The following is a 13,371-nucleotide window of genomic DNA, read 5'->3' as shown; positions in this document are numbered from 1 at the left end:
CTCAGTAGCCCCGAAACTGAGCGGCAGTCAGAGGTTGGTGGTGGCGGCGACGAGCGTGCCGGTGCCGTGGACGGTTGCGTCCAGTCCGGCCGGCAGCCACGCCGACGCCCCCCGCGGCAGCGTGAGCAACTGCGGCCCGGCCTGCACGACCGCCTTGCCCTCGACGGTCAGCACGATCCGCGGCCCGGTGACCCCGATCTCGACCGGCTCGGCCGCGAGCTGGAGCACGTCCAGCCGGAAGTCCGGCACGGGCGGCCGGTACGCCGCGTGCCCCGGCCCGCACGGCTTCGGCGTCATCGTCGGCGCGGGCCCGTCGCTGACGTCCATGGCCCGCAGCAGCTCGGGCACGTCGATGTGCTTGGAGGTGAACCCGCCGCGCAGCACGTTGTCGGAGTTGGCCATCACCTCGACCGCCGTGCCGCGCAGGTAGCAGTGCACGTTGCCGGCGGCCAGGAACATCGCCTCGCCCGGCCGCAGCGTGAGCCGGTTGAGCAGCAGCGCGAGCACCACCCCGGGATCGTCCGGGTACGCCTGCCCCAGCTCGACCGCGGTCGCGAACTCGACCGGGAACTCCGCCGACCCGCCCGCGCAGGCGGCCACGACTGAGTCGACCAGCCGGCGGCGCCGATCCGCCGGCACGGTGAGCAGCCCGGTGACGACCTCCCGCAGACCCTCGTGGTCGGGCCGGGCCTGCAACGCCTCGACGTACTTGCCGAGCGCGGGCACGGCCGGCGCCAGCGACGAGAGCAGCCGCATCGTGTCCGGCAGCGCGCGGAAGCCGCACAGCGCCTCGAACGACGTCAGCGCGCAGAGCAGCTCCGGCTTGTGGTTGGGGTCGACGTAGCTGCGCTCGGGGGAGTCGAGCGGGACGCGGCGCTGCTGCTCGTCGGCGTACCCGGCCTTGGCCTGGTCGAGGTTCGGGTGGGCCTGCAGCGAGAGCGGGCGCTCGGCCGCGATGATCTTCATGAGGAACGGCAGCCGGGCGCCGAACCGGCGCACCACCGGGGCCGAGAGCATCCCGGTCGGGTCGGCCTCGATCCGCTTGGTCAGCGAGCCGCCGGAGCGCAGCAGCGACGGCGTCGCGGGGTGCGCACCCATCCAGAGCTCGGCCTGCGGCCGGCCGGTCGGCGGGACGCCGAGCAGGCGGGGGATCTCGGTGGTCGAACCCCACGCGTACGGCCGAACCGGGTTGTCCAGCAGGTCCGCGGTCCGGGCGTCGACTGGTGTCGTCCGCACGGCGGACGACCCTACCCGACCGCCCTTACCGACATTACCCATTTCGGGCCGTACCGGGCTGTTCACGGCGAGTGCTCGAACTCCGGCGTGTCGGGGTCGGCGCCGACCGCCCGGCGGCCGGCCGGGCGTTCCAGGTCGGGCTCCAAGTAGATCAGCCGGGCCTCCGGGACCGCCTGGCGGACACGCCGCTCCGCGTCGTCGATGGCGGTGGCGACCCGCTCGATCACGGTCGTGCGGGGCACCGCGATCTTGGCCGCGACGAGCAGCTCGTCCGGCCCGAGGTACTGGGTGCGCAGGTGGATGACCCGGTCCACACCCGGCCCGACCAGCGCCGCGACGATCGCGTCCAGCGTCTGCGGGGACGCGCCCTCGCCGATGAGCAGGCTCTTGGTCTCGATGATGAGGATGATCGCGATGACGCCGAGCAGCAGCCCGATCATGATCGTGCCCCAGGCGTCCCAGACGACGTCGCCGGTGGCCCAGGACAGCCCGACGCCGGCCAGCGCGAAGACCAGGCCGAGCAGCGCCGCGGTGTCCTCCAGCAGCACGACCGGCAGCTCCGGCGCCTTGGCCCGGCGGATGAACTGGAACCAGCTCGACGTGTCCCGGATCTCGTTGGACTCGTGCACCGCGGTGCGCAGCGAGAAGCCCTCCAGGCCGATCGCGACCAGCAGGATGATCACCGCGATCAGCGGGCGGTCCAGCTCGGCGCCGTGGTCGCGCAGCTTGTGGTAGCCCTCGTACAGGGAGAACAGCGAGCCGAGGGTGAACAGGACCAGGGCGACCACGAACGCGTAGAAGTATCGGTCGCGGCCGAAGCCGAACGGGTGGTTCTCGGTCGCCTGCCGCCGGGCCCGCTTGCCGCCGATCAGCAGCAGGCCCTGGTTGCCCGAGTCGGCGACCGAGTGGGCCGACTCGGCCAGCATCGACGACGAGCCGGTGAGCAGGAAGCCCACGAACTTCGCGACGGCGATGCCGAGGTTCGCCCCCAGCGCCGCGATGATCGCCCTGGTGCCGCCTTCAGCGCTCACGGACTCTCCTCTGTCGTGCCGGAGGCGATCCCGACGTACGCCGCGGTGAAGTCGAGCAGGGCCACGACCGAGGCGAGCCGGCCGACAGGGCCGGCCGCGTCCTCGGCCATCACCTCGGTGACCGGGACGCCGCGCCGGCCGCAGTCCGCGACCAGCTCGTCGACCTGGGCCCGGACCTGCTCGGGCTCGTCGCCCGCCCGAACCAGCACCAGCCGGGACCGGACCAGGCCCGGGTCGTCGACCCGGTCCCGGAACAGGTCGTCGTCCGGGCCGGCGTCGGCCGGCGCGGTGACCAGGCCGGCCAGCCGCTGCGGCCCGACCGGCAGGGCGCCCCAGACCGCGGGTCGGCCGGCCGCGGCCAGCAGACCGGCGAGCCGGCGGGCGGCCGCGCCCCCGGGCGGGGTGCTGCCGATCACCACCGGCACCGACTCGGCCAGGTCCAGGGCCAGCGACTTGGCCGGGTTCCCGTACGTCTCCGAGCCGGGTCGGCAGCGCTCGGCCAGCGCGTCGAGCAGGTCGGCGCAGCCGCGCAGGTCCGGCCCGGGGTTCGGGACCACGCCGAGCTCGCCCGCGGCCAGCAGCAGCGGGACCAGCGGGGCCCAGAGCGCGGCCCGCGGGTGCCGCCCGCCCGGGAGCGGCACGTACGCCGCCCGGTTGCGGCCGCAGGCCTCGTGCAGCAGCGAGTCGGCCGGGCCGGTGCCGAACACGGTCAGCCCGCGCCGGGCCGCCGCCTCGACCAGCGAGGGCGGCGCGGCCGCGGTCGCCGAGGCGCTGACCGCGAGCAGGACGTCCACCGGACCGGCCCAGACCGGCAGCACCGGGCCGTCCTGGCGCACCATCGGCGCGACCGAGTCCGGCCGGTCGGCGAGCGCCGCCAGCATGACCGCGACGTCGTCGGCGCCGGGGTCGGCCGTGACCAGCACGGCCCGCGGCCGGAGGCCGGCCAGCACGGCCGGGACCTCGGCCTCGGCGGCCAGCGCCAGGCTCTCCCGGACCTGGGCGCCGGCGGTCGCGACCGACCGCAGCAACCCGCCGCGGTCGGCCTCGGCCAGCCGGCGCTCGTCGTCCAGGAGCGACTCGTCCAGTGCGATGCTCATGAAACCTCAGACGTCCTGCGCAGCGGGGCAGTTCACGGTGCGGGCACGCCCCGGCGCCGGGCCTCATCCAGCAGCAGGACCGGGATGTCGTCCTGCACCGGGTAGGCCCGGTCGCACTGGGTGCACCAGAGCTCGTTGGTCTCCTCGTGCACCTCCAGCGGCGCGTGGTCGTCGGGGCAGGCCAGGATCTCCAGCAGCGTCGGGTCGAGGTTCATCGCCATCTCCTTAGGCTCGCACCAGGGCCAGCACGGCGTCCCGCAGCTCGGCCAGGGTCTTCTCGTCGGGGGCTTCCACGTTCAGCCGCAGCAGCGGCTCGGTGTTGGACGGACGCAGGTTGAACCAGCTGCCGTCGGGCAGCGAGACGGTCAGCCCGTCGAGGTGGTCGACCGATACCCCGTCCCGCTTCCCGTACGCCTCCTCGACCGCGGCGGTCCGCCCGGGCGCGTCGGTGACGGTCGAGTTGATCTCCCCGGAGGCCACGTACCGCTCGTACGCCGAGGCCAGGGTGGAGAGCGGGACGTCGGCGGTGCCGAGCGCGGCCAGCACGTGCAGCGCCGCGAGCATGCCGGTGTCGGCCCGCCAGAAGTCCTGGAAGTAGTAGTGGGCCGAGTGCTCGCCGCCGAACACCGCGTCGTTCTCGGCCATCTGCTGCTTGATGAACGAGTGCCCGACCCGGGTCCGCACGGGGACACCGCCGTGCTCGCGGATGATCTCCGGCACCGCCCGCGAGGTGATCAGGTTGTGGATGATCGTGCCGCCCGGGTGGTCGGCCAGCGCGCGCACCGCGACCAGGGCGGTCACCGCGGACGGCGAGACCGGGACCCCCCGCTCGTCGACCACGAAGCAGCGGTCGGCGTCGCCGTCGAAGGCCAGCCCGAGGTCGGCGCCGACCTCGACCACCTTGGCCTGCAGGTCGCGCAGGTTGGCCGGCTCCAGCGGGTTGGCCTCGTGGTTCGGGAACGTCCCGTCGAGCTCGAAGTAGAGCGGGACGACCGCCAGCGGCGCGGTCAGCACGGCCGGGGCCGTGTAGCCGGCCATCCCGTTGCCGGCGTCGACGACCACGGTCAGCGGCCGGATCCCGGACAGGTCGACCAGTCCCCGCAGGTAGGCCGCGTATGCCGGGAGCAGGTCCCGCTCCTCCACCCGGCCGGGCGGGCCCACCGGCGGCAGGTCCTGCTCGGCCAGCGCGCGGATCTCCCGCAGGCCGGTGTCCTGGCCGACCGGCTTCGCCCCGGCCCGGCACATCTTGATCCCGTTGTAGCGGGCCGGGTTGTGGCTGGCGGTGAACATCGCGCCGGGCAGGTCGAGCGAGCCGGAGGCGAAGTAGAGCAGGTCGGTCGAGCCCAGCCCGGCGTCCACCACGTCGGCGCCCTGGCTGGTTGCGCCGTCGGCGAACGCGGCCGACAACGGCACGCTGGAGTCCCGCATGTCATGCGCGAGAACGATGCGCGGTGCGCCGGTCACGCGCACGAAGGCGGCCCCGAATGCCCGGGCGACCTGCTCGTCGAGCTGGTCGGGCACGGTGCCGCGCACGTCGTACGCCTTGACTAAGGAGGACAGATCTCGCACCCGACGACCCTATCGGCCGGGCGCGACCGCCCGTGCCACCTACTGGGGGCTGGGGATAACTCGGAGATGGCCGCGGCGGCCGGTGCCGGGGTCCTGCTTCGCGCCGGTACTGGCACCCGCGTCGACCGCGAGCGTGCGCCGCTCCGGACGGGCCGCCTCGCGGACCGCGTCGGCCAGCGCCTCGAGGTCGTCGCTGCTCGGCATCGGCAGGCTGAACTCGCCCTCGTGCCGGACGACCTCCCAGCCCTTGGGCACGGTCAGCCGGCGGGCGTGCTCCTCGCACAGGTCGTACGAGTGGGGCTCGGCGTAGGTCGCGAGCGGGCCCACGACGGCGGTCGAGTCCGAGTACACGTACGTGAGAGTGGCCACGGCGGAATCCGGGCAACCGGTACGAGAGCAGCGGCGCACATGTCTGACCATGCCTACCGCGCCTCCCACGCTGAGCCGATCCCACCCACGGCGGCACCATAGCCCCGGATTCGCCCGCCGGGCGGCACCTACGACACCCGCCGGCCGTGTCGTGCCACGGTTCACCCGGGCGTGTCGCAGCATCTCCTCTCCGGGGCGTCCACCCGGGTACGATCCCGCTTATGAGCCCGCCGCCTGGTGACCGGCTCGCGCCGGCCCGCCGCCGGACCCGGCCGGGGATCCGGCGGGACCGCCGCGGGCGTGGGTTGCGCGGCCTGCTCGTGCCGAGCGGGGTGCCGCTGTCCCGCAGCCGGGCCGAGCAGTTCGACGACCTCGTGCTCGACGCCGTCGAGCACCTCGAGGCCCGCTGGGCCACGAAGCTGGAGTCGGTCGAGTTCGCGGTCGAGGACGTGCCGGCGGTGCCGGACGGGCCGCCCGAGGCGCTGGTCTGGGGCACCGACGTCATCGAGGACGGCGCGGTGCCGCTCGCCCGGCTGCTGCCGGCCGGGTCGGACCCGGCCGGACGCCCCACCCCACCCCGGATCGTGGTCTACCGGCGCCCGCTGGAACTGCGCGCCCTGGACCGCACCGAGCTGGCCGACCTCGTCCATGACGTCGTGGTCGAACAGGTCGCCAACCTGCTCGGGCTCGACCCGGACGAGGTCGACCCGCCGACAGAATGATCATCGGGCCGGGACACGCCCCGGATGCTCCGCACCGCACGGTTGCCACCCCGTACGCTGATCATGTCGCGGTGCCCCGTCTCGACCAGACCGGGGCACCGTCGTGGTTGTGCGCCCGGGATCGACACCTGCCTCCCGTGGGTACGTTTCCTGGTACGGGATCGTGGCGGATCGGAGGTGGACCGGTGAGCGACGTCGGCGTCCCTGACCGCCTGGCGTGAGCGACATGCGTCCGCTCGCGATCGTGGTGGTCATGGTCGGCGTGGTTCTGCTCGCTCTCGGCACCTGGTTGATCCTGCGTGCGTCGCTCGGGCGGCAGGCGCCGCCCGCGGCTCGGAAGAAGGCGCCGCGCCCGCCGCCGTCCCCCTCGGTGACGCCGCCCTCGCCGCGGGCGTCGGCGGAGACGACGCGGGAGCCGGTGGTGTTCCCGCCGGCCGCGGCGGCGCGGACCGGGGCGGGGAATCGATGGGCGGCGCCGACCTCCCCTTCCTCCCCCTCCTCGTCGGAGGATTCCAGCCGCTGGCAGCGCCCGAGCGCGTCGCCCGACCGCGAACCGGCCTCATCGCAGGCATCGGCCGGCGAGCCGTCGGAGGCCGCGCGCGAGCCGTCGGAGGCCGCGCGGGCCGCGCGCGAGTCGTCGGGATCCGCGCGGGAGCAGACGGGGGCCGCGCCGGAGCAGATCGGGTCCGGGACCGAGCCGATCGGGTCCGGGCCGGAGCCGATGGTGTCTCCGGAGGAGCCGGTCGGGGGGCTGTCCGAGCCTGTTGCCGGGGCTCCCGGCGCCGAGAGGTCGAGCGACTCGGGCGGGTTGGAGCCCGTCGCCTTGGAGCCGCTCGGAGCGCAGCCGGGCGAGGAGAGCGCGCCGCTGACCGAGCCCGCCGCGGCGGCGCCGGTCTCGCGGCCCGACGAGCCCGCCGTAGTCGAGGCTGCCGAGCCGGTGGACGAGCTGGTGATCCACGAGCCGGGTGAGCACGAGGACGAGCCGGACATCGACGGGCTGCCGATCGCCGGCGCCGACCACGCCGAGCCGGACGCCTCGGAGCCGGACGGCCTCAATGCCGACGACGAGCCGGACGCCTCGGAGCCGGATGGTCTTGATGCCGCCGACGAGCCTCTGGTCGACGAGCCGGACACCGCGGCCGAGGCCGCTGCGCAGCCGGTCGCCATCGACGAACCCGAAGCGGACGAGGCGGCGACCGATGAGCGCGGGGCCGGGGAGCGGGGGGCCGGGGAGCCTGTCGTCGAGGAGTCGGATGCCGCCGAGCTGTCGGCTGCGGAGTCCCCCGCGGAGTCGGACGCCGCCGAGCTGCCGGCTGCGGCCGGGGAGGCCCGTGAGGAGCCCGTTCCCGCGGAGTCGGACGCCGCCGAGCTGCCGGCTGGGGCCGAGCCTGTCGCTGCGGAGTCGAAGGACCCCGGGGAGCCGGTAGCGGCTGAGGAGCCCGTCGACCAGTCGGTCGCCGAGGGATCGGAGGCCGCTGAGCTGCCGGCTGGGGCCGAGGAGCCCGTCGGGGAGGCGCACGGCGAGCCTGCGGAGGAGTCGCGGTCGGTCGGGGCGTTGGAGCTGGGTGCTGAGCCGGCGCGGGACGACCAGACCGCGGCCGAGCTGACCACGCCGATCCCGGGTCTGCCGCTGACCGGGCTGGACCTGCCGGCCGGTGCGGCCGCGTGGGGGGTTCCACCGCTCGCGTCCGAGACCCCACGCTCGCCGGCCCCCACGTCCAGCTTCGCGCAGTCCCTGGCTGCGCGCCCGGACGAGACGGCGCCGCCGGCTCGTGCCACGCCCCCACCCGTACCTCGTGGCGACGCGGTCACCCCCATGGGCACCGTCCTCGGCGGCGCGACCGGCCACCCGCCGCTGCCCGCGCCGCAGATGCCGCTGCCGGCGCCGGCGCCGGCTGGTGCCGCGGCCCCGGCTGCCGGGCCGCCGCCGGACCCGTTCGAGGACTGGGCCCGTGAACACCCGCGCGGTCCGCAGGCCGGCCGGTCCGGGCACGAGATCCAGCCCGGGGCGCAATTCGGCCCGCCCGCGGACACCCGCTTCGGCCTGGGCGTCCCGCCCCAGACCCCCGCCCGGACTCCCCGCCCGCAGGACGACCCGTCCCAGGACCGACCGTCCCAGGACCGACCGTCCCAGGACCGACCGTCCCAGGACCGACCGTCCCAGGACCGACCGTCTCCGGACCGGCCATCCGACAGCCGGCCGACTCAAGACGGTCCGCCCCAGGCCGGCCCCCAGGGCGGCTCGTCCCAGTCGGGTCAGCCCCGGTCGGGTCAGCCCCAGGACTGGTCGCCCCAGGCACCCCCGCAGAGTCCGCGCCCGCCGCAGGGCGCCCCCTCACAGGACTGGCCGCAGCAGGGACCCGGGCCGGCGGATCGGTCACGGCAGGGACGCCCGTCGCAGGGTGACCGGGCTCAGGACTGGCCGCGGCAGGGACCGCCGGAAGAGCGGCTGGGCGGGGATCGGGGTGGGGCGGGGCAGGAGGCTTCGCGGTCGGGTCCGCCGCAGTGGGATCCGGAGTTCAGCGCGCTGGCGGACCAGTTCAACCGGCCGGCCGAGCCCGAGCCGCAGCCTCCGTTCGGCCAGCCGTACGGGACGACGCCGCCGCCGCAGTTCGACCGGCCCCAGTTCGCCCCGCCGGGACGCCCGGCCCCGAACGCCGGTCCGCCGGCGGGTCCCCGGGCCGCATCGCAGCAGGCCGGCCCGCGCAGCCGCCGCGGCCGCCCCGAGGACCCCCGCCAGGCCGCGGTCTACGACGCGCTCACCATCAACGAGCAGGTCCTGGACGAGGTCTGGACCAGCCCGTCGGTGGACGTGCTCAAGGTCGTGTCGAGCATCGTCGTCAACGCCCTGGACGCGTACGAGGACGACCCGGCCGAGTACGCGGACTGGGTCGCCGTGCACCGCACCGGCAACTGCGACTGCCACTGATCACATAAGGATCAGTGGGCCGGCCGCTTGCGCGGGTTCAGCACACCGTTCCGGATGCGTTCCACTCCGGCCGGACCCGGACCGGGTGGAACGGAATCAACCGGCGGGAACGGATTCCCGTCGTTGTAACGCTGCTCCAGTCGGCGTACCTCGACAGCAAGCACCCGTCCCACGAGCTCGCTCAGGTTGTAGGCCTCGCCCGGGGCCCCGGAGGTCGCCCGGACCGCCGCTCGCGCGCGATCGACCAGATCTCGCGGCAGATAGAAACTACGTTGCACCCGATCGGGGCTCGTGCGATTGCGCCGCTTAGGCGCAGAATCCCCGGGCTCCCCCATTACGGAGTCCATCGCCCGCTCCTCCCCGTCGATGGTCGGCGCCGGAGGCAGTGGTTTAACCCCAAGGATGTGACAGTGACAAACTGACCACCGAACGTACTATAAGTGAAACAGAGTGTGAGTGACTTCCGGAGACGCATCGCAGGCGTCATCTGCGCGTACGGTGTGGACCGATACGGGGCGGCAGGGGACGGTTTGCCATTTCTCCTGGTCAGACCGGCCGAGGCGACGTGATCATTGAGTCGCATTAGACTTGCACTCACGAGATTCGAGCACGTGCCGTAGTGTCGTCGCAGCGTCGCGTTACCGCCGAAGGGAGCACTGGGCGTGCAGCATCTAGCCGTCCACGTCCTGGCCGCCGAGCCCACCATCAACACGACCGGTGTCGTGGCGTGGATCGTCAAATACATCATCCCACTGCTGTTCGCCTTCGCGGCAGTGGTGATCATGTCCCGCGCCCACCAGGGCCGGACGCGGGAGAACGCGGTCGTGGCCGTGAACCTTTTCCTCGGCATCATCCTGATTGCTGCCGGCGGCACCCTCTTCGCCTTCGGTCAGCAGCTGGTCAACCTGATCCTCGGCTGAGTCCGAACACGCACCGGCCGGCGGAGGGAGACAGATGGCGCTGACCGTACGACCGGACGACGAGGTCTACCAGTTCGACACGGTCTGGCTCGGGCCGGACGAGTACACGCTGCCCATCCAGGCCCGGTACGTGGCCTGGGGCACGTGGCTGGCCTGCTTCCTCGTCGCCGCGGTGGTCCTCATCCCGCTCGGCGGGGGTGGGCCCGCCGGCGTGCTCGGGTCGCTGATCTGGTCGCTCGGGCTGTCCGTCGTGCTCTCCCGCGCCGTCATGCTGGTCGTCGACCATGAGCGGCCGCTGCGGTCGCTGCCCGCGCTGTTCAACGCGGAGGCGCGGGCGGCGCTGCAGGCACGTCGCCGGGGCGAGCGGTCGCTGCTGGTGCGTCCGGGCAAGATCCGGGTCCGGGAGACGCCGCCGAAGGTGCTGGCGATGCGGGAGCGACAGCGGTCCCGGACCGCCGCGCGCGTCGGTCGCAAGCACAAGCCGGTCGCCGAGCCGGCGGTCGAGTCCACGCTCGACGTGCTGGACTCCGACGGTCCGGCCTGGACGCCGGACGTGCCCGCCGACGAGTGGTACGTGGAGGCCGCGCCGGCCTGGAGCATCGCCAGCGACGAGCGGTACCAGGCCGGTCGGGCGCAGGTCGAGCACGACGAGGTGCACGGGTTCGTCCGCGCCCCCGATCCGGAGCCGCACGATCTCCCGGTCGCCGAGGTCGCCCAGCCGGTGCCGGCGTCGGCCGTGGCCCGGGCGAGTTCGGCGCTCGGGTACCCGACGCCGCCGCCCAGCCCGCAGCCGGCGCACCGACCGTCCGCCGACGCCCAGCCGCCGCAGGGCACTCCGGTCCGCCCGCCGACGCCCGCCCGAGCCGACGCGACACCGGTCAGCCCGCCCGCACAGGCCGGCGCGGCACCGGTCCGTCCGCCCGCACCCGCCCGGTCCAACGGGCAGGGCAACGCAGCGCCGGTCCGCCGGCCAATGCCCGCCCGGTCCAACGGGCAGGGCAGCGCGGCGCACGTCCGGCCGCCGGCACAGACCAATGGACAGGGGACGCCGGCCGTGGCCGGGCCGGCGGCACAGACCAATGGACAGGGGACGCCGGCCGCGGTCCGGCCGGCGGCGCAGACCAACGGACAGGGCACGCCGGCCGCAGCCCGGCCGGCGGCGCACGCCGGCGGCGACGGCGCGGCGGCGCAGGGCCCGGTCCAACACCCCGCGCACGCACGCCCGGCGCAGGAACGGCCCGAGTCGCGCCCGGCCGCACAGCACCCGGCCCAGGACCGGCCCGCCGCGCAGCACCCCGCCCAGGACCGGCCCGCCGCACAGCACCCTGCGCAGGAGGGTTCGGCCGCGCAGCACTCGGCGCACGCGCGCCCGGCCGATCCGCAGCACGCAGAACCGCAGCACGCAGAACCGCAGCACGCAGAGCAGCAGGACGCGCCTCGCAGCCCGTTCCGGGCCGACCCGCACGAGGCTGAGTACCAGGGCCCGCTCACCGTCAGCCCGACCGGCGGCCGGCACGCCAAGCCGGCGAAGGACGAGAAGACCGACCCGCACGCCGCGCTCGAGGCGCGGATCCTGCTCCCCGCGAGGAAGGACCGCTGATGGCCCGCCGTCGCGAGGAGCCGCGCACCGCGCCGCTCGCCCTGTCCCTGCGTGAGATAGCCGGGAACATCACCCTGACCAAGCGCTCCGCGTACGCCTGGTACGTGGTGCCGCCGGCCCGCTGGGCCTGGCGTGCCGACGGCGACCGCCGCGGCATGGTCGACGCCGCCGGCATCGGCTTCGCCGGCCTGGCCGGGCGCCGGATCCGTATCCGCGTCACCTCCCGGCCGTACCCGGTCGCGGCCTGGGCCCGTGGCCTGCACGCGCGCACCCCGTCCCCGCTGCCGGGGTCCGAGGACAGCACCTGGTCGGACAACCTGCTGGCCCAGCAGCGCTACCTGCGGACGTCGGCCACCGCGGAGAAGGAGGTCTACCTCGGCGTCGAGATCGCGCCGCGGGGCCGACTCACCGCGATGATGGAAAGCCTGATGGGCAAGGCCGGCAACCGCGAGCTGGCGCACCTCGACCGCGACGTCGAGCTGATCGGCGAGGCGGTCGGCTCCCCCGGCATCGGCGGCCACCCGGCCGACCCGCGCCGGATGGAGTGGCTGCTGCACCGCTCGATCGGGCTCGGGCTGCCGGCGCCGGGCGGGCTGATGTCCCCGTCGGGGCTGTCCGCGGACTGGGAGACCACCGACCTGCACGCGTTCACCGAGGGCGTGGTGGTCCGTCCGACCCCGCTGGGCCGGTGCGTGCAGATGATCGACCGCCGCCCCGACCACGACCCGCTGACCTCGTACGTGGCGGTGGTGACGCTGGGGCGGATGCCGGAGATGATCGTCCCGGACCCGCGCGGCCCGTGGCTGTCGGCGACCGACGCGCTGCCGTTCCCGGTCGAGCTGAGCTCGACGGTCGACGTGCTGGCCGGCACCGCGACCCGCACCGGCGTGACCAAGGCGCTGCTGCGCATCCGCGACCAGCAGCGGCAGTACCAGATCCACGACGTGGACGAGCCGGCCGCGCTGACCCGGCAGGCCGAGCATGCCCGGCGCATCGAGGACGAGATGAGCCACGGCGACGACCTGGTCTCCACCCGTACGGAGGGGTGGTATCGGCTGGCCGTCGCGGGCCGGAGCGAGAACGAGTGCATGGAGCGGGTCCGCGCGGTGCGCGACCTCTACAAGCGCCGGCACATGGACGCGGTCCTGACGAAGGGCCAGGCGTCGCTGGTCCGGGAGTTCGTGCCGGGTGAACCGGTGGCGTCCACCGCGTACCGCCGCCGTCTGCCGATGCGGTATTTCGCGGCCGGGCTGCCGCAGGTGAGCACCCGGCTCGGCGACCGCCGCGGGCCGCTGATCGGCATCATCGCCAGCTCCGTACGGCGGCCGGTGATGTTCGACACCCACTACTCGACCGAGGTGAAGAAGGCGTCCGGGCTGGTCCCGATCGTCGGCCGGCAGGGCGCGGGCAAGTCGGTGCTGGAAGCGACGATCTGCTACCAGGCCGCCCGGCGCGGGATCCGTACGGTCATGCTCGACCCGTCCGGACCGCTGGCGGCGCTGTGCGAGATGCCGGAACTGCGGGAGTTCTCCGAGCACATCGACCTGGCCAAGGCGCCGGCTGGCACGCTGTCGCCGTGGGCGGTGGTGCCCGAGCCGCAGCCGAGCCACTTCGACTCGCAGGAGCAGTACGACGAGGCGATGGACGAGGCCCGGGCCGAGCGCAAGACCCTCGCCATCGACATCGCCCGGATGCTGCTACCGGCCCAGATCGACCACAACCCGCACACCGAGCCGCTGCTGCTGCGCGCGATCCGCGAGGTCGGCGCCGAGCCGGCCAGCAACTACTGGGCCGTCATCTGGCGGCTGCGGGAGTATGCGGGGCTGCGCTTCGACGGCGCCCCGATGGAGGCCGAGGACGAGGGCTACAAGCGGCTGCGGGACGAGTCCGCGGCGATG

General features: G+C 74.5%; 11 protein-coding genes. 5 read left to right on the top strand and 6 right to left on the bottom strand.

Going from position 1 to position 13,371, the window contains the following annotated elements; translation table 11 throughout:
* Positions 1-27: 27 nt before the first annotated feature.
* The 6 genes from manA to VGP36_19190 form a co-directional block, all read right to left on the bottom strand.
* Positions 28-1,236, bottom strand: a complete 1,209-nt coding sequence (manA, locus tag VGP36_19215) for a mannose-6-phosphate isomerase, class I (protein HEV7656845.1) — start codon at positions 1,234-1,236, stop codon at positions 28-30.
* 62 nt (positions 1,237-1,298) lie between these two features.
* Positions 1,299-2,267, bottom strand: a complete 969-nt coding sequence (locus VGP36_19210) for a cation diffusion facilitator family transporter (GenBank protein ID HEV7656844.1) — start codon at positions 2,265-2,267, stop codon at positions 1,299-1,301.
* Entirely contained in the window at positions 2,264-3,364 is a 1,101-nt protein-coding gene (locus VGP36_19205) for an SIS domain-containing protein (GenBank protein HEV7656843.1), read from the bottom strand. The genes VGP36_19210 and VGP36_19205 overlap by 4 nt, the downstream gene beginning before the upstream one ends.
* 32 nt (positions 3,365-3,396) lie before the next feature.
* Complete coding sequence (locus VGP36_19200; GenBank protein HEV7656842.1) at positions 3,397-3,579, bottom strand: Trm112 family protein; 183 nt, start codon at positions 3,577-3,579, stop codon at positions 3,397-3,399.
* A gap of 10 nt (positions 3,580-3,589) precedes the next feature.
* A complete protein-coding gene (locus VGP36_19195) occupies positions 3,590-4,933 on the bottom strand; it encodes a phosphomannomutase/phosphoglucomutase (GenBank protein ID HEV7656841.1) in 1,344 nt (447 codons plus the stop codon).
* Between the two features lie 39 nt (positions 4,934-4,972).
* Entirely contained in the window at positions 4,973-5,353 is a 381-nt protein-coding gene (locus VGP36_19190) for a DUF3499 domain-containing protein (GenBank protein ID HEV7656840.1), read from the bottom strand.
* 170 nt (positions 5,354-5,523) lie between these two features.
* On the opposite strand from VGP36_19190, the gene VGP36_19185 reads away from it, so the two are divergent.
* The 5 genes from VGP36_19185 to VGP36_19165 form a co-directional block, all read left to right on the top strand.
* Positions 5,524-6,024, top strand: coding sequence for a metallopeptidase family protein (locus tag VGP36_19185; protein ID HEV7656839.1), 501 nt, complete (start codon positions 5,524-5,526; stop codon positions 6,022-6,024).
* Positions 6,025-6,241: 217 nt separating this feature from the next.
* A complete protein-coding gene (locus tag VGP36_19180; protein ID HEV7656838.1) occupies positions 6,242-8,953 on the top strand; it encodes a hypothetical protein in 2,712 nt (903 codons plus the stop codon).
* Positions 8,954-9,615: 662 nt separating this feature from the next.
* The gene (locus VGP36_19175; GenBank protein ID HEV7656837.1) at positions 9,616-9,873 is read left to right on the top strand and encodes a hypothetical protein; all 258 of its coding nucleotides are present in this window, start codon (positions 9,616-9,618) and stop codon (positions 9,871-9,873) included.
* A gap of 34 nt (positions 9,874-9,907) precedes the next feature.
* Positions 9,908-11,473, top strand: coding sequence for a hypothetical protein (locus tag VGP36_19170; GenBank protein ID HEV7656836.1), 1,566 nt, complete (start codon positions 9,908-9,910; stop codon positions 11,471-11,473).
* A partial coding sequence (locus VGP36_19165; protein HEV7656835.1) for a hypothetical protein occupies positions 11,473-13,371 on the top strand: 1,899 nt, incomplete at its 3' end. The genes VGP36_19170 and VGP36_19165, both read left to right, overlap by 1 nt.

This window comes from Mycobacteriales bacterium (genome assembly GCA_035995165.1).
Taxonomy (GTDB): Bacteria; Actinomycetota; Actinomycetes; order Mycobacteriales; family CADCTP01; genus CADCTP01.
The sequence above is the reverse complement of the archived record's forward strand: the minus strand, read 5'-3'. Positions and strand labels throughout refer to the sequence as shown.

Bases quoted from the DNA above. Each gene is read 5' to 3' on its own strand.
- VGP36_19205 (HEV7656843.1), bottom strand. From the start codon at position 3,364: ATGAGCATCGCACTGGACGAGTCGCTCCTGGACGACGAGCGCCGGCTG.
- VGP36_19200 (HEV7656842.1), bottom strand. From the start codon at position 3,579: ATGAACCTCGACCCGACGCTGCTGGAGATCCTGGCCTGCCCCGACGAC.
- VGP36_19190 (HEV7656840.1), bottom strand. From the start codon at position 5,353: ATGGTCAGACATGTGCGCCGCTGCTCTCGTACCGGTTGCCCGGATTCC.
- VGP36_19185 (HEV7656839.1), top strand. From the start codon at position 5,524: ATGAGCCCGCCGCCTGGTGACCGGCTCGCGCCGGCCCGCCGCCGGACC.
- VGP36_19170 (HEV7656836.1), top strand. From the start codon at position 9,908: ATGGCGCTGACCGTACGACCGGACGACGAGGTCTACCAGTTCGACACG.